This is a genomic window from Blastococcus capsensis (assembly GCF_030165005.1).
In the GTDB taxonomy this organism is placed as follows: domain Bacteria; phylum Actinomycetota; class Actinomycetes; order Mycobacteriales; family Geodermatophilaceae; genus Blastococcus; species Blastococcus capsensis.
Map to the genome: position 1 here is coordinate 1 of NZ_JASNNW010000034.1, position 15,482 is coordinate 15,482.

17 protein-coding genes and 1 tRNA gene are annotated in these 15,482 nt (G+C 74.4%); 11 read left to right on the forward strand and 7 right to left on the reverse strand.

Annotated features, from left to right (window positions below; translation table 11 throughout):
• On the forward strand, positions 1-261 hold a 261-nt coding region (locus QOZ86_RS20060), incomplete at its 5' end, for a transposase (RefSeq protein WP_284491585.1).
• A gap of 1,149 nt (positions 262-1,410) precedes the next feature.
• Here QOZ86_RS20060 and QOZ86_RS20065 read toward each other — a convergent pair.
• From QOZ86_RS20065 to galU, 5 genes are all read right to left on the reverse strand, one after another.
• Positions 1,411-1,487 (reverse strand) — tRNA-Ala (locus QOZ86_RS20065).
• 72 nt (positions 1,488-1,559) lie between these two features.
• Positions 1,560-2,273 (reverse strand): hypothetical protein, encoded by a 714-nt coding sequence (locus QOZ86_RS20070; RefSeq protein ID WP_284493742.1) that lies wholly within the window; start codon positions 2,271-2,273, stop codon positions 1,560-1,562.
• A 191-nt stretch (positions 2,274-2,464) separates the two neighbouring features.
• Complete coding sequence (locus QOZ86_RS20075) at positions 2,465-3,097, reverse strand: GNAT family N-acetyltransferase (protein ID WP_284493743.1); 633 nt, start codon at positions 3,095-3,097, stop codon at positions 2,465-2,467.
• 11 nt (positions 3,098-3,108) lie between these two features.
• Positions 3,109-4,533 carry a molybdotransferase-like divisome protein Glp gene (gene glp / locus QOZ86_RS20080; protein WP_284493744.1) on the reverse strand — a complete coding sequence of 475 codons (1,425 nt, stop codon included), beginning with the start codon at positions 4,531-4,533 and terminating at the stop codon, positions 3,109-3,111.
• Positions 4,534-4,644: 111 nt separating this feature from the next.
• Positions 4,645-5,565: a UTP--glucose-1-phosphate uridylyltransferase GalU gene (gene galU / locus QOZ86_RS20085; RefSeq protein ID WP_284493745.1), complete on the reverse strand. Its 921-nt coding sequence runs from the start codon at positions 5,563-5,565 to the stop codon at positions 4,645-4,647.
• A 149-nt stretch (positions 5,566-5,714) separates the two neighbouring features.
• Here galU and QOZ86_RS20090 point away from each other — a divergent pair, with 149 nt between their 5' ends.
• From QOZ86_RS20090 to mscL, 7 genes are all read left to right on the forward strand, one after another.
• Positions 5,715-7,064, forward strand: a complete 1,350-nt coding sequence (locus tag QOZ86_RS20090; RefSeq protein ID WP_284493746.1) for an SLC13 family permease — start codon at positions 5,715-5,717, stop codon at positions 7,062-7,064.
• 18 nt (positions 7,065-7,082) lie between these two features.
• On the forward strand, positions 7,083-8,270 hold the full coding sequence (locus QOZ86_RS20095; RefSeq protein WP_284493747.1) for a CaiB/BaiF CoA transferase family protein: 1,188 nt from the start codon (positions 7,083-7,085) through the stop codon (positions 8,268-8,270).
• Complete coding sequence (locus QOZ86_RS20100) at positions 8,267-9,796, forward strand: carboxyl transferase domain-containing protein (RefSeq protein WP_284493748.1); 1,530 nt, start codon at positions 8,267-8,269, stop codon at positions 9,794-9,796. Before QOZ86_RS20095 ends, QOZ86_RS20100 begins: the two co-directional genes overlap by 4 nt.
• 250 nt (positions 9,797-10,046) lie before the next feature.
• A complete protein-coding gene (locus tag QOZ86_RS20105) occupies positions 10,047-10,502 on the forward strand; it encodes a DUF5313 family protein (RefSeq protein ID WP_284493749.1) in 456 nt (151 codons plus the stop codon).
• Between the two features lie 131 nt (positions 10,503-10,633).
• Positions 10,634-10,978 carry an FmdB family zinc ribbon protein gene (locus QOZ86_RS20110; RefSeq protein ID WP_284493750.1) on the forward strand — a complete coding sequence of 115 codons (345 nt, stop codon included), beginning with the start codon at positions 10,634-10,636 and terminating at the stop codon, positions 10,976-10,978.
• 92 nt (positions 10,979-11,070) lie between these two features.
• A complete protein-coding gene (cpaB, locus tag QOZ86_RS20115) occupies positions 11,071-11,706 on the forward strand; it encodes a Flp pilus assembly protein CpaB (RefSeq protein WP_284493751.1) in 636 nt (211 codons plus the stop codon).
• A 23-nt stretch (positions 11,707-11,729) separates the two neighbouring features.
• Positions 11,730-12,155, forward strand: coding sequence for a large conductance mechanosensitive channel protein MscL (mscL, locus tag QOZ86_RS20120; RefSeq protein ID WP_284493752.1), 426 nt, complete (start codon positions 11,730-11,732; stop codon positions 12,153-12,155).
• 10 nt (positions 12,156-12,165) lie between these two features.
• On the opposite strand, the gene QOZ86_RS20125 is transcribed toward mscL, so the two are convergent.
• Positions 12,166-12,861: a YbaK/EbsC family protein gene (locus QOZ86_RS20125; RefSeq protein ID WP_284493753.1), complete on the reverse strand. Its 696-nt coding sequence runs from the start codon at positions 12,859-12,861 to the stop codon at positions 12,166-12,168.
• 94 nt (positions 12,862-12,955) lie between these two features.
• Between QOZ86_RS20125 and QOZ86_RS20130 the strand changes: the two genes are divergently transcribed.
• The 3 genes from QOZ86_RS20130 to QOZ86_RS20140 are packed head-to-tail and all read left to right on the forward strand — an operon-like array spanning position 12,956 to position 14,594.
• Positions 12,956-13,312, forward strand: coding sequence for a VOC family protein (locus tag QOZ86_RS20130; RefSeq protein ID WP_284493754.1), 357 nt, complete (start codon positions 12,956-12,958; stop codon positions 13,310-13,312).
• On the forward strand, positions 13,309-13,728 hold the full coding sequence (locus QOZ86_RS20135) for a PaaI family thioesterase (protein ID WP_284493755.1): 420 nt from the start codon (positions 13,309-13,311) through the stop codon (positions 13,726-13,728). The genes QOZ86_RS20130 and QOZ86_RS20135 overlap by 4 nt, the downstream gene beginning before the upstream one ends.
• Positions 13,725-14,594: a phosphotransferase family protein gene (locus tag QOZ86_RS20140; RefSeq protein WP_284493756.1), complete on the forward strand. Its 870-nt coding sequence runs from the start codon at positions 13,725-13,727 to the stop codon at positions 14,592-14,594. Before QOZ86_RS20135 ends, QOZ86_RS20140 begins: the two co-directional genes overlap by 4 nt.
• On the opposite strand, the gene QOZ86_RS20145 is transcribed toward QOZ86_RS20140, so the two are convergent.
• Entirely contained in the window at positions 14,560-15,480 is a 921-nt protein-coding gene (locus QOZ86_RS20145; RefSeq protein ID WP_284493757.1) for an MSMEG_6728 family protein, read from the reverse strand. The two genes, QOZ86_RS20140 and QOZ86_RS20145, sit on opposite strands and share 35 nt — an antisense overlap.
• Positions 15,481-15,482 lie beyond the last annotated feature (2 nt).

Consider the following 15,482-nt stretch of genomic DNA (forward strand, 5'->3'; position numbering starts at 1 on the left):
GTGTGGGCCGACGCCGGATACGCCGGGCGGATGGTCACCTTCGCCACCAAGGTCTTGGCATTCACCGTCGAGATCGTCAAGCGTGCCGATGACCAGGTCGGCTTCAAGCTGCTGCACCGACGGTGGGTGGTGGAACGAACCTTCGCCTGGATCAGCAAGTACCGCCGCTGCGTACGCGACTACGAGCGACGCATCGACACCAGCGAGGCCATGATCCACACCGCGATGATCATGACCATGTCACGCCGACTGGCCCGCTGACTCAATTCCCGGACACGCACTTAGCCACCAGCAGCATCCCGCCGGTATCGAACTCGTAGCGGGTGTGCGGGCCGGTGAGGACAGCGGTGGCGGGGTCGGTGTTCGGTCCGGCGACCGCGGCCCCCCACGAGCGGTAGCAGGTAAGCGTCCACGCCGGACACGGCGATGCTGTCCAGCAGGTTCCACGTCGTCGACCCAATGGTCCGGGCGGAAAAGGTGATCTGTTGTGCCCCGGAACCTTCGGCGGTCGCCTTGCCGTGCAAGACCGGCTGCAGGGTCTCGTTCACGACGACCTCGGCCACCGGCGCAGTTGCCGGCGCGGCGAGGACGCCGCTGGCCTGCCCGGCGAGCAGCGCTGCAGCCGCCACTCCGACCGTGAGACAGCGGCCTCGGCGCCGCCTTCCGGCGTGTCGGAGGCGCAGAGCCGACATGAGCGACACAGCCGAACGAGCCACAGCACACCTCACAACAACGCGAAGGGCGGAACCGAGTCCGAGCACATTCGCGCATGGCATGACGATCAGCAAGCGTTTGAACGCGAAGAGTCACTCTTGTGATCACAGAGCGTGACAAGGTAACCGCATGGCGTTGTGTACCCATTTGGGTGAACCGGCTCCGTGGCGGGCAGCAAACTGCGGCCGAGTCCGAAATGGCAAGCGGCCAACCGAGCCAGGCGACGTCCCGCTCGGTGGTGTAGCTCCGGCCAGTTCGCGGCGGGCTTCTGCCAGGGTCGGCAACGTCGCGTTCGCGGGGGGATCTGGTCGACGCGGACCTGATCTTGACGCGAGGGCGGGTACGGGCGTCGCGTCGGCGGATAGCACGCTCACGCGGTTGTCCGAGTCTCGGGCGACAACGAGGCCACGCTGACAGCGGTAGTAGACCTGCCGCGGGTCGCGGCCGGGCCTACGCGCTATGCGATGAAGCCGGCCGGCGCGACTACAACCATGCTTGATTCGAGAAGCTTGTTATCGACGCGGACGACGACTTTGCCGGTCGGCGGTTACGAGCGTCGTCCGGACGCCCATCATCGAGCCCTGCAGGACCACCGTTTCGCTGGGATCACTGCCGCGGTTCGTGGAGAAAAGAAACGCCGTCGAGGCCGGGGCCCCGGCGGCGTCTGCCATGTCGGTGTTTTCAACGATGAACTTCTGGTGGAGCTGAGGGGATTTGAACCCCTGACCCCCTCGATGCGAACGAGGTGCGCTACCGGTCTGCGCCACAGCCCCAAGTGCTGGAGTAAGACTACCGCCCGACTCCTCCGGCCCCGCCACCGGGGCGGGTCCGGAGGAGCCGACGGCTCAGGCGTTGGCCGCCCGCGGCGGCTGGTACTCGTCGATGTCGGCGAACCCGATGTCGTCGTCGTCCAGGCCGACGACCGCGCTGTTCTGCCAGCCGGCGGGAGCCGGGGTGCGGGCCGCCACGACCCGGCCGGGGCGCAGGGTGTGCACCGGAGCCAGCGGGAGACTGGGGTGCGGCGACAGCGCGGGCAGCGCCTCCTGGGCGACGGTCTCGTGCGCCGCGGCCGGCGGGGCGGTCCGCTGCGCCGGGGCCGGCACCGGGGAGGCCGCGGGGCGTGCCGGGGCACGCATCGCCTCCCGCGCGGCGGCGCGGGCGGCCCGGCGCGCGGCCAGCCGCTCCCGGCGGGCCACCTTGCGCAGCACGAGGACGTAGCCGACCGTCGCGACGGTGCTGAGGGCCTGGGCGATCCACAGCCACGGCGTCAGCACGAGCGCGCCGGCCAGCGAGGCCAGCGTCAGGGCGACGAGACCGCCCAGCGCCCGGCGGCGCAGTGCGTGCACGTCGACCTTCAGCTCGCCGCTGGTGTGCAGGACCCCACGGTCGATCGTCACCCGCTCGGTCTCGGCGTGCCGCACCGGGTCCACCGCCCGTCGTCGCTGCAACGTCCGCCCCGAGTCGGCAGCCTCCGCCCGGCCGTCCTGTGCGTCGCCGCGGGTCACCACCATGGGCACCAGCACGACGAACCACAGCACGACCAGAGCGGCCAAGAGCACGCCGGATCCCATTACCGAACACCACCTGTCACATCAGTCACTCGCCCGGCGAGGTTAAGCACCGCCGGGGTCGGGAACCGGGAGGCGCGCGGCGTGTCGCCGAGTCTTGTGGGACCGCTGTGACGACCGGCGGCGTGTCCCCCACGCGCGCCCGGGCACCGGCCGCCGTGCGTGCTAGGCCGACGAGCCGATCAGTCGACCGGTCGCACCGGGGACAGCTGCTGCCACCGGGCCAGCACGCCCCGGGGCAGGTCCTCCGCCAGGAGCGAGAAGGCCAGGTGGTCGCGCCACTCCCCGTCGATGTCGAGGTAGCGCCGCAGCAGCCCCTCCCGCTGGAACCCCAGCCGCTGCACCAGCCGCTGACTGGGCAGGTTCTCCGGGCGGATGTCGGCCTGCAGGCGGTGCAGGCCCACCGCGCCGAAGGCGTGGTCGCACACCAGCGCCACGGCCAGGGAGGCGACCCCCCGCCCGGCCACCGAACGATCGATCCAGTAGCCCAGGGACCCGGCCTGCAGCGCTCCCCGGACGATGTTGTCCACCGTCACCTGGCCGGCCAGCCGCCCGTCCACGCGGATGGCGAAGGGCAGCGAGGTGCCCAGCCGCGCCCGCCGGCCCACGACGCGCCGCATCGCCCGGTAGGCCGCCGGTGAGTGCCGCGCGTGCCAGGCGACCGTCGACGTCGGTTCCCAGGGCCGCAGCCACGACTCGTCGGCCAGCCGGATCCGGCTCCACTCCGCCGCGTCCCGCCGGCGCAGCGGGTGCAGCTCGACCGGTCCCCAGGTCAGGCGAGCGGGCCAGCCGGGATGCGGAAGGGGCTCGGTCACGGCGGGCGGGGTCAGCCGCCGAGGAGCAGCGGCATGACGGTGATCAGTCCGCCGGCGGCCACCTCGGTGACGTCCTCGTCGATGACGATCAGGCAGTTCGCGCGGGCCATCCGGGCGAGCAGCGCGTCGGTGGCGTCGCCGACGGGCTCGACGACGTAGCCCCCGTCCGGGTGCCGCATCACGGTGCCGTGCAGGTACTGGCGGTAGCCCAGCGGCGAGAGCAACTGCTGGCCGGCGATCGCCTGCACGGTGCGGCGGAACAGCTGGCGCTTGCCGAGCATGAGCCGGATGGCCGGCCGGACGAAGACCTCGAAGGCCACGAGTGCGGCCACCGGCTCGCCGGGCACGCAGATGACCGGCACCTCGTCGCGGCCCAGCCGGCCGAAGCCCTGTGCCGGGCCGGGATGCATCGCCACTTGGCGGAACCGCATCCCGCCCAGGCCGGTCAGCGCCTCCTGCACCATGTCGAACCCGCCGCCGGCGAAGGTGCCCGAGATCAGGAGCAGGTCGCTGCGGAGCAGCTGGCTCTCCAGCACCTCGGTGAGCCGGCGGGGGTCCGCCGGGAGGATGCCCCACCGGTAGGCGTCCGCACCGGCGTCCCGCGCGGCTGCGGCCAGCGCATAGCTGTTGACGTCGACCACCTGGCCGGGCGAAGGGGAGGCGCTCACGTCCACCAGCTCGGTACCGGCGCTGAGCACCACCACCCGGGGGCGGGGCCGGACGAGGACCCGGTCCCGCCCCACGGCCGCCAGCAGGCTGATCTGGGCGGGGCCGATCGGGGTGCCCACCTGCACCGCCGGATCCCCGGGCGCGACGTCGTCGCCGGTCCGGCGCACGTAGCTGCCGGCCGGCGGACCGGCCTGCACCGCGACCCGCACCGTTCCCTGGTCGGTCCAGACGCCCGGGACGACGACGTCGGCGCCCGACGGGAGCATGGCGCCCGCGGCAACCTTCAGCGCCAGGCCCGGCCCGATGGACGACGGCGCGCTGGCCCCCGCGACGCTCTCCCCCACCACGGCCAGCTCCACCGGCTGCGCCACGGTGGCGGCCGCGACGTCGTCGGCTCGTGCGGCGTAGCCGTCGAGCGCGGCCTGGTCGAAGGCCGGCAGTGCCCGCTGGCTGACGACGTCCTCGGCGCAGAGCAGCCCCTGCGCATCCAGGACGGCGAGCTCGATGGCGTCCGGCTGCGGCACGGCGGCGAGGATCTCGTCGAGGTGCCGTTCCACGGTGCGCACCAGCGGCGAGGCATCCGAGCGGCCGTCGGCCGGCAGCGGCACCGGCCCGGTGAGCGCGGGAACCGGCGCCGACGGCGCAGCGGGCGTCCCGCCGGCACCGGGACGACGGGGCGGCGCCATGGGCATGTCGACCTGGGCGGTGTCCCGATGGATCCGGAACCCTCCGCCGCTGCTGCTGCCGTTGTCGCTCTGCCCGGACATCCTCACCACCGTCCCGCCGTGCCTCTGCCGGCACCGGCCCGTGCGGCAGCGCCGGCCCCGGACGGGGGCCGACCGCGCGCCGCGGTCAGATCGTGCCCTCGCGGGCGCCGGTCAGGACGACGACGCGCCCTCGACGGGCAGCTCGCTCAGGAACTCGCGCAGGAATGCGGTGAACGACGGCCCCAGGTCGTCGCGCTCCGCGGCGAGCCGGACGACGGCCTTGAGGTAGTCGAGCTTGTCCCCCGTGTCGTAGCGGCGACCGGTGAAGACCACCCCGTGGACGGGCTCACCGCGCTCGACGAGCGTGGCCAGCGCGTCGGTGAGCTGGATCTCCCCGCCACGGCCGGGAGCGGTCTCCCGCAGCACGTCGAAGATCTCCGGTGCGAGCACGTAGCGGCCGATGATCGCCAGGCTGCTCGGCGCCTCCTCGACCGGCGGCTTCTCGACCAGACCGGTGACCGCGACGACGTCGCCACCGTCGGCGGTGGGCTCGACGGCCACGGCGCCGTACTTGTCGATGTTCTCCCGGCCGACGTCGAGCAGCGCGATCACCGAGCCGCCGTGCTCGGCCTGGACGGCGAGCATCTGCTCGAGCAGGTGGTCGCGGGCATCGATCAGGTCGTCACCCAGCAGGACCGCGAACGGCTCGTCCCCGACGAAGGCGGCCGCCTGCAGCACCGCGTGGCCGAGCCCGCGCGCCTCCCCCTGACGCACGAAGTGCACCTGCGCGACCTCGGTCGACTCCTGCACGGCGGCCAGACGGGCGGCGTCGCCCTTCTTCTCGAGGGCCGCCTCGAGCTCGGGAGTGCGGTCGAAGAAGTCCTCGATCGCCGCCTTGTTGCGGCCGGTGACCATGAGGACCTCGGGCAGGCCGGCGCGGGCGGCCTCCTCGACGATGTACTGCAGTGCCGGACGGTCGACGACCGGGAGCAGCTCCTTGGGCACGGCCTTGGTGGCCGGCAGGAACCGGGTGCCCATCCCGGCCACCGGGATGACCGCCTTCCGGGCCGGGCGACTGCTGCTGGGTGACATGCGCGGCAGCCTAACCAGGCAGGCGCGGGGGGCCCGGTGCGCGACCCTCCGAGCGGGTGCCGCAGCCGCTACCACCACCGGGTGGGCGCTACTGCCCGGTCACTGACAGAGTGTTGCCGACCTCATCCACCGACGCCGCGGGAGCGCCCGTGTCACCCGAGATCGTCACCATCATCGCGCTGGTCGTGATCTTCGCGATCGCCACCTTCCTCCCCATCAACATGGGGGCGCTCGCCTTCGTCGCCGCCTTCGTGGTGGGCACTCTCTCGGTGGGCCTCAGCACCGACGACATCCTGACCGGGTTCCCCGCCGAGCTGGTGCTGACCCTGATCGGCGTCACGTACCTGTTCGCGATAGCGCAGAACAACGGCACGGTGGACCTGCTGGTCCGCGGGGCGGTGCGGCTCGTCGGCGGCCACGTCGCGGCGATCCCCTGGGTCATGTTCTTCGTCACCGCGGTGCTCACGGCGATCGGGGCCCTCTCGCCGGCGGCCGTGGCGATCATCGCGCCGATCGCCCTCACCTTCGCCGCACGCCACGACATCAGCCCGCTGCTGATGGGGATGATGGTCATCCACGGCGCCCAGGGCGGCGGCTTCTCGCCCATCAGCGTCTACGGCGTCACGGTGAACACCATCGTCGAGGGCGAGGGCCTGCCGAGCAGCCCGCTCGCGGTCTTCCTCGGTGCGCTGTTCTTCAACATCGCCATCGCGCTCGTGCTGTTCTTCCTGCTGGGCGGTCGCAAGCTGATCGGCCGCAAGGTCGCCGCCGAGCCGGTGCCGCAGGCCGAGCACGCGCACGGCACGGTCGTCCGCGGGCACGGGGCAGCCCCCGGCCCGGCGGTCGGCGGGGACAGCGGCGACGACACCGCCGAGCCCGGCCTCTCGACTGCACCCCAGCCGGTGCGTTTCGAGCAGATCCTCACCCTCGTCGGGCTCGTCGTGGTCGCCGTCCTGGCCCTGGTGTTCGACCTCGACATCGGGTTCGTCGCGATCACCGTCGCCGTCGTCCTCGCGCTGTTCTCGGCCGCGCAGCACAAGGGCGCGGTGAGCCAGATCAGCTGGTCGACCGTCCTGCTCATCGCCGGCGTGCTGACGTTCGTGTCCGTCCTCCAGGAGGCCGGCACGATCGACTACGTCGGTGACGCCGTGATCGGGCTCGGGGTGCCGCTGGTCATCGCCCTCCTCCTGGCCTACATCGGAGGGGTGGTGTCGGCGTTCGCGTCGTCGACCGCGATCATCGGTGTCGCCATCCTGCTCGCGGTGCCGTTCCTGGAAGCCGGGGCGATCAGCGCCGTGGGCGTGGTGGTCGCCCTGTCCGTGGCCTCGACCATCGTCGACGTGAGCCCGTTCTCGACCAACGGCGCGCTGGTCCTGGCCGCAGCGCAGGACGTGGACAAGGACCGCTTCTACAAGCAGATCCTGGGCTACGCCGCCATCGTCGTCGCCGTCGGGCCGCTGCTGGCCTGGCTGGTGTTCGTCGTCCCCGGCTGGCTCTGACCCGAAAGGAGCACTGCCATGTCCGGACCCCTGGACGGCGTCCTCGTCGTCGACCTGACCCGCGCCCTCGCCGGGCCGCACGCCGCGATGATGCTGGGCGACCTCGGCGCCCGGGTGATCAAGGTGGAGAGCCCGGGCAGCGGGGACGACACCCGCGGCTGGGGCCCGCCGTTCGTGCAGCCTGAGAGCGGCGACCGGGAGTCCACGTACTTCCTGTCGACGAACCGGAACAAGGAGTCGATCACCCTCGACCTCAAGGACGAGGCCGACAAGGCGACGCTCACCGAGCTGCTGCGCCGAGCCGACGTGCTGATGGAGAACTTCCGCCCCGGCACACTGGCCCGGCTCGGGTTCGGCACCGATGTCCTGGCCGAGCTGAACCCGAGGCTGGTGACGCTGGCGATCAGCGGCTTCGGCCACGACGGCCCCGAAGGTGGCCGGGCCGGCTACGACCAGATCGCCCAGGGCGAGGGCGGCCTGATGTCGCTCACCGGCTCCGGGCCGGACGACCCGCAGCGGGTGGGTGTCCCGATCGGTGACCTGCTGGCCGGCATGTACGGCGCCTACGGGGTGGTCGCCGCGCTGATGGAGCGGGAGAAGACCGGCCGCGGCCAGGTGGTGCGCACCTCGCTGCTGGCCGCGATCGTCGGCGTGCACGCCTTCCAGGGGACGGCGTGGACCGTGGCCGGGAAGGTCGGCGCCGCGCAGGGCAACCACCACCCGTCGATCGCCCCCTACGGGCTGTTCCACTGCAAGGGCGGCAGCGTCCAGGTCGCCTGCGCCAACGACTCGCTGTGGCGGAAGCTGTGCGCCGAGTTCGGCTTCGACCCCGAGGCCCCCGGGATGGTCACCAACGGCGACCGCGTGGAGCACCGCCAGGAGGTGATCGCGCTGCTCGAGGACGCGTTCGCCGACATCCCCGCCGAGGAGCTGCTGGCCCGGCTGGCGAAGGTGGGCATCCCGTCGGGCAAGGTCCGCACGATCGACGAGGTCTACACCTGGGACCAGGCGCTGTCCCAGGGGCTGCTGGTCGACGTCGACCACGCCACGCTCGGCCGGCTGCAGCTGCCCGGCCCGCCGCTGCGGTTCTTCGCGCCCGGTCCGGACGGCGAGACGGAGACGACCCGCCGTGACCACGGGGCACCCCCGGTGCTCGGCGCCGACGGCGATGCGATCCGTGCCTGGCTGGACGGGTCGGCTCCGTGAGCGGCAAGCCCGCCCGGCTCGACGCGCGATCGCTCCGCGACCTCGTCCTCGACGCCGGCTCCTGGACGTCGTGGGATGCGCCGGTGCCGGCCCGCGAGGTGTCGGGCTCCTACGCCGCGGAGCTGCGGGCCGCCGCGGAGAAGTCGCGCCAGGACGAGTCGATCATCACCGGCGAGGGCCGGCTGCGCGGCCGGCGCGTGGCCGTCGTCGCCGGCGAGTTCGGCTTCCTCGCCGGCTCCATCGGGGTGGCAGCGGCCGAGCGGCTGATCGCGGCCGTTGAGCGGGCCACCGACGAGGGGCTGCCGCTGCTCGCCGCACCGGTGTCCGGCGGCACCCGCATGCAGGAGGGCACGGTCGCCTTCCTCCAGATGATCGGCATCACCGCGGCCATCGCCCGGCACAAGGAGGCCGGGCTCCCCTACCTGGTGTACCTGCGCAACCCCACCTTCGGCGGCGTGCTCGCCTCCTGGGGGTCGCTCGGCCACGTCACCATCGCCGAGCCCGGCGCCTCGATCGGCTTCCTCGGCCCACGGGTGTTCGAGGCCCTCTACGGCGAGCCGTTCCCCGAGGGCGTGCAGACCGCCGAGAACCTGGCCGAGCACGGGCTGATCGACGCCGTCGTCGCGCACGAGCAGATCGCCGAGGTCGCCGACCGTGCGCTGCGCGTGCTCTCGGCCCGGCAGACCTGGCACCTCGACGTCCGGGACGCCGAGCGGCCGACCCCCGAGGACGGCACCGACGCCGACGATCCGGAGGACGGGCGCACCGCCTGGGACGTCGTCACCGCGTCGCGGCGGGAGGACCGGCCCGGCGTGCGGCGGCTGCTGCGGACCGCCGCCACCGACGTCGTCGGGCTCTCGGGCACCGGGGCCGGCGAGAAGGATCCCGGGCTGCTGCTGGCACTCGCTCGGTTCGGCGGCGCCCCGTGCGTCGTGCTGGGGCAGGACCGGCGGGGCCAGTCGATGTCGGCACCGCTGGGCCCGGCCGCGCTGCGGGAGGCCCGCCGCGGCATGCACCTGGCCGAGCAGTTGCGGCTGCCGCTGGTGACGCTGATCGACACCCCCGGCGCGGCGCTGTCGCGGGAGGCCGAGGAGGGCGGGCTGGCCGGGGAGATCGCCCGCTGCCTGCACGATCTCGTGGTGCTGAGGGCGCCCACGCTGGCGGTGCTGCTCGGGCAGGGCACCGGAGGCGGAGCGCTCGCCCTGGTGCCGGCCGACCGGGTGCTGGCCGCGGCCAACGGCTGGTTGGGCCCGCTCCCGCCGGAGGGCGCCTCGGCCATCGTGCACCGCACCGTCGACCGGGCCGGCGAGATGGCCGCCGACCAGGGGGTGCGGGCGACCGAACTGTGGCGGGCCGGCATCGTCGACCGCGTGGTGCCGGAGCGTCCGGACGCCGCCGACGAACCGACCGAGTTCTGCCTGCGGCTGGGCAGGGTGCTCGGCGAGGAGCTGGCCGGCCTGCTCGGTCGCGACGACACCGAGCGCTTCCGCACCCGGCTGCACCGGTACCGCCACCTCGGCCGCTGAACACCGTCGTGACCGCCGTCCTCACCGTGGGGGGGGGGGGCGCCGGGGGGGGGGGGGGGGGGGCGGCCCCCGGGGGGGGGGGGGGGGCGGAGGGCGGGGCGGGGGGCGCCGCGCGCCGGGGCGCGCGGGGGGGGCCCCCCGACCCGAGTGGGAGGTCGGCGGCGATTGCCCTGAGCGGGGCCCGCCGGGGCGCCCGCTCCTACGCTGGGGCCATGGAGGCGGAAGCCTCGTCGAGCAGCAGAGAGTGGTCATGGCAGACCCTGAGATCGCGGCCGGTGCGCTGCCCACCGTCGTCCGTCCGGCTCCGCACCGGTGGATCTGGTACGCCCTCGGCGGTGGGCTGCCCGCGCGGCACCGCGGCTGGGTGCTGCACGACACGACGACCGGCACGTGGTGGCTGCGGCACGTCGCCCGCAGCCTCGTCCAGGTGGCCATCCCGATCGCCCTGGTGATGGCCCTGCTCCCCGCCCCGTGGGGGCTGCGCGCCGCCGTGGCCGGCGGCGGCCTGGCGCTGGCGATGCTCTACTCGCTGGCCTACATGCCCGAGGCGACCGAGAACCGGGTGGTGAAGGCGGGCTATCCCGCCGGCACGGCGACCGCCGTCCGCGACCGCGCGGGCCTGGTGCGGCAGCAGCAGGAGAGCGAGCGCAAGCGGACCGCCGCCGCGAAGCGTGCCACCCGGTACCGCGAGCGCTCGGGGCGCTGAGCGCCACCCGCCCGGGGGCCGTGGGGAGTGGCACGTGGACGGGCGGTCGCCGGATGACGCATCATTGGCAGTCGCCGGGGAAGAGTGCCAGCCCGGCGCCCCCACTCCGCACGACCAGGGAGAGCCACGCCGTGCCCACCTACCAGTACGCCTGCACCAACCCCGAGGGCAAGCACGAGTTCGAGGTCGTGCAGTCGTTCAGCGACGCGGCGGTGGCCGAGTGCCCCGAGTGCGGCACCCCGGTGCGCAAGGTCTACGGCTCGGTGGGCGTGGTCTTCAAGGGCTCCGGCTTCTACCGGACCGACAGCCGGAAGAGCAGCTCGACCTCCGGGAACGCGGGCAGCTCGTCGTCCGACGGTGCGGCGTCCACGGCTCCGGCCAAGGAGGGCTCGTCGAGCTCCGCGAGCTCGACGGCGAGCAGCTCGACGTCGTCGTCGGGCGGCGGCAGCACCGCCAAGGCCGCGAAGGCCGACTGACCCCGGTTCTCCCTCCGTCCACAGGCGGGGCTTCCCTCCACAGCCCGCCGCGGGGCGCTCCTGGACGCCGCCCCGGCGGGCAGGGTCGGCGCATGCTCCGTCTGCGCCGTCCCCGCTCCCCGCTGCTCCTCGCGCGCCGGGCGGCCGCCGCCGCGCTCGTGGCCGCCGCCCTGGCGTTGGCGCTGCGCCCCGGGCCGGCGCCGGCCGGTGACCGGAGCCCGGCGGGGCTCCCGGTGGTGGTCGCCGCGGCCGATCTCCCCGCCGGTATCGCGCTGACCGCGGGCGACCTCAGGATCGTCCGGCTGCCGCCGGACGCCGCGCCCGACGGCGTGGTCGACCAGCCCGAGCTGCTGGTGCACCGCGTCCTCGCCGGGGACGTCCGCCGCGGTGAACCGATCAGCGACACCCGGCTCGTCGGCGCCGGCCTCACCACCCTGCTCCCGCCGGGCGAGGTGGCCGCGCCGGTGCGGCTGGCCGACCTCGCGGTCGCCGCCCTGGTCCGCACCGGCGACCGGGTCGACGTCCTGGCGACCGTCGCCGGCGCCGGCGCGGCGGAGCGGGTGGTAACGGGAGCGCGGGTGCTCGCCGCGCCCGGGCAGGACGGCGGGGACGCCGCTCCGGGCGCCGGGCTGCTGCTGCTCGCCGTGGACGAGGACACCGCGGCCCGCCTCGCCGCTGCCTCGGCCGGCGCCACGCTCACCGTGAACCTGCCGCCGCCCCGGAGCTGACGAGCCGGCCCCGGTGTGGCTGGATGGTCGGCGTGCTGAAGGGTTTCAAGGACTTCGTGTTCCGGGGCAACGTCGTCGACCTGGCCGTCGCCGTGGTCATCGGTTCGGCGTTCACCGCCGTGGTGACCTCGTTCGCCGATTCGTTCCTGCGGCCGCTGATCGGGTTGCTCGGCGGCGGCGGCGAGCTGGGCGGCGTGCTGGAGGTGAACAGCCAGAGGTTCACCTGGGGGGCGTTCCTCAGCACGGTGATCACGTTCCTGCTGACGGCCGCGATCGTGTACTTCCTGGTCGTCCTGCCGATCCACCGGCTGCTCGAGCGCCGGGTGCGCGGCGAGGAGCCCGGCCCGGTCGGCCCGACGGAGCTGGAGCTGCTCGTCGAGATCCGCGACCTGCTGCGCGCCCAGCAGGGCCTCGGCCCGGCCGGTCCTCCCCGCCCCCCGGCCTCCTGAGGACCGGTCATCAGTCGCTGCCCCAGTGCGGCGGCCGGTCCTCCAGGTAGCGCCGGTCGTCGTCGGAGCCGTCGGGGGGCCGCTCGCCCCAGCCGACGTCGCTGTCGTCGGGCGCGCGGTCCCGGAGCACCGGCCGTGCGGCCGGAGCGGCGGGCGGTTCGGCCGGCACCGGCTGGCCGAGGTCCGCCAGCACCTCCGCACCGGGCAGTGCGGCCAGGAGTGCGCCGGGCACCGCCAGCTTGCTGCCGCGGGTGCCGGAGCCGATGACCACCAGCTCCGCCGCGGCGACCGCGGCGTCGACCAGCAGCGGCCAGGATGCCGGCAGCCCCACCGGCGTGATTCCGCCGTAGGCCATGCCGGTCTCGGCCACCGCGACGTCCTGCGGCGCGAAGGAGACCTTGCGCACGCCGAGGTGCCGGCGCACCAGCCCGTTCACGTCGGCGCGGGTGGTGGCCAGCACCAGGCAGGCCGCCAGGGTGGTCTCCCCCGCCCGCCGGCCCGCGACGACCACGCAGTTCGCCGAGGCCGCGAGCGGCACGTCGTAGGCGTCGGAGAACGCCGCGGTGTCGGCGAGGTCGTCGTCGATCTCGGCGACCCATGCGGAGCCGGGCAGCACCGGCAGTGCGGCGGCGACCGGCCGGCCCAGCAGATCGGCCCGGTCGGCGGCCGGCAGCCAGCGCAGCGACCCGAGGACGGGGGCGGTCATCGGACGGGAACCGGGCAGGAGGGCACGGGTCGATCCTCGGTCACCGGAAGCGGCCCGCGCAGCGCGGGGGGCGTGGCGCCGCCAGGATGGGGCCATGATCGGTCAGCTGCACTCCGTCGTGATCGACGCACCGGACGCCCATGCCCTCGCCACCTTCTACGCCGACCTGCTCGGCATGGAGGTGAAGGGGGAGCCCGGCGACGACTGGGTGGTGGTGACCGGCGCCGGTCACCGCATCGCGTTCCAGCAGGCCCCCGACCTGCAGCCACCCGCGTGGCCGGATCCCGCGCGCCCCCAGCAGTTCCACCTCGACATCCGGGTGGCCGACATCGCCGAGGCCGAGCCGAAGGTCCTGGCCCTCGGCGCCCGGGCTCTCCCGGGCGGCGGTGGCGACTTCCGCGTGTACGCCGACCCGGTCGGCCACCCCTTCTGCCTGGTCTGGGACGCGTGAGCGACAACCCGGCCCCGGTGGACCGGACGGCCGTCAGCCCGTTCGTCGCCGGCATGAAGTTCGAAGTGGCGCACGCCGACGGCTCCCGGGTCACCGGGCACGTCGAGCTCGGGCCGGACCAGCACACACCGTGGGGCGTCGTCCACGGTGGCGTCTACTGCTCGGTCGTCGAGTCGGCCGCCAGCATCGGGGCCAGCCGCGCGGTGCAGCACCAGGGGCAGTTCGCGGTCGGGGTGAACAACAACACCGACTTCATCCGCAGCACGACCAGCGGCCGGGTCGACGTCGTCGCCGAGCCCATCCAGCAGGGGCGGACCCAGCAGCTGTGGCAGGTGCTGCTCACCCGCGCCGACGACGGCAAGCTCGTGGCCCGCGGTCAGGTGCGGCTGCAGAACGTCCCGCTGCCCGGGGCGTGACCCCGCCCCGGGTGGCGCAGGCGGTGGCGGCCGCCCGCGCGGTAGCGCTGGCGCACGGCCTGTCCACCGAGCCGGAGCTCCTGCAGGACGGCAGCAACGTCGTCCTGCACCTGCGGCCGGCGCCGGTGGTGGCCCGGGTGGCGACGCTGACCCGCGAGCTGCGCCCGCACGTCGAGCAGCACGCCGCCCGGGAGGTCGCCCTCGCCGCGGCGCTGCACACCGGCGGGGCGGCCGTCGTCCCGCCGAGCGACATCCTGCCGCCCGGGCCGCACCGGCACGGGGACACGGTGCTCTCCTTCTGGACGCACGTGGAGGTACTCCCCGAGCGGCCCGGACCGGTCGAGGTCGCCGCCGCCCTGCACGACCTGCACGGTCATCTCGCCGGCCGGCCGGTCGCCGGACGGCCGCTGGCCACCCCGCTGGACGACCTGGTGGAGTTCCTCCGCCGGGGGCCGGAGTGGGCCGTACCCGAGCCACAGCTGGCCGCCGTCGCCGCACGGCTCGAGCGGCTGCTCCCCCGGCTCGACGGGCCGGCCCAGGTCCTGCACGGCGATGCGCACCCGGGGAACCTGCTGGCGACCCCCGACGGCTGGCGCTGGACCGACCTGGAGGACACCTGCAGCGGCCCCCGCGAGTGGGATCTCGCCTGCCTGCGTGCCACCTCCCGGCTCGACGGCCGGGAGGCTCTGGACGCGCTGCCCGGCGCCCCGAGCGACCGCGAGCTCACGCCGTGGACGGAGCTGCGGGCGCTGCACGCCGCGGCCTGGTCGCTGGTCTCCGCGCTCGGCCACCCGGAGCAGCGGCCGGCCGCCGAGGCGCGGCTGCGTGCGCTCAGCGCGGCGCCAGCACCGCCGGGTCGAGGGTGACCTGGAACAGCGGGCGCGGGTCCTGCAGGGTCGCCGGTGGCCGGGCCGCCGACCGCGGCACCACCCGGTCCCACCGAGCCGGACGGCGGTGCGGCAGCAGCTCCCGCCCCTGGAACAGGTAGTCCCCGACCACCTCACCGACGAGCAGCCCCGTCCCGTGCTCGATGGGCAGGGCGACCGGGTCGCCGGGCGCCATCTCGTCGAGGAAGGCCGAGAGCTGGCGCAGGTCCTTCGCCGGGCGGCGGCCGGAGATCTCCTTGGACAGCGCCCGCAGCTCTTCCGGGGTCAGGCCCGTGGCATCGACGTCGATACCGGACTGCGTGCCCAGACCGACCACGCCCGCGGCCAGGCAGGCGCCCAGCTCGTTGTGCGCCCGGGGCCGGACCACCCAGACGCGCACGCCGTCGGACGCCGGCGCGGACGGCACGTCGTCGGGTCCGGGCCAGAGGTAGGGCAGGTCGTCCGGCTCCGGGCCGAACAGGTCGGTGAAGCGCGCCCGGTAGAAGTCCGGGTCCTTGGCCAGCAGGTTGGAGCGGTGCGAGAGGTGCAGCGCCTCGCTGCCGACCCAGGAGGGCAGGAGCCCGGCGGCGGCGAGCTCGGACTGCGGAATGCCCACGACGTCGGGCGCGAACTCGCCGATCAGCGTCTCGGTGCTGTCGGCGAAGCCACGCTCGCGCCAGACCCGGACCATCGCCAGCCCGTAGCTCACCAGCGCCGCGGTCCGGCCGCGCCACATCGCGACCGCGGGGTGGCTGGCCCAGCCGTAGTCGGGCAGCTCGATGGCCCGCAGGATCTGCAGGGTCTCCACCCGCTGCTTGCCCAGCCGCGGGGAGTCCAGCAGCCGCGCGCTCTCCTCGAAGTCGGCCACCGGCACGAAGGTCTGCATCG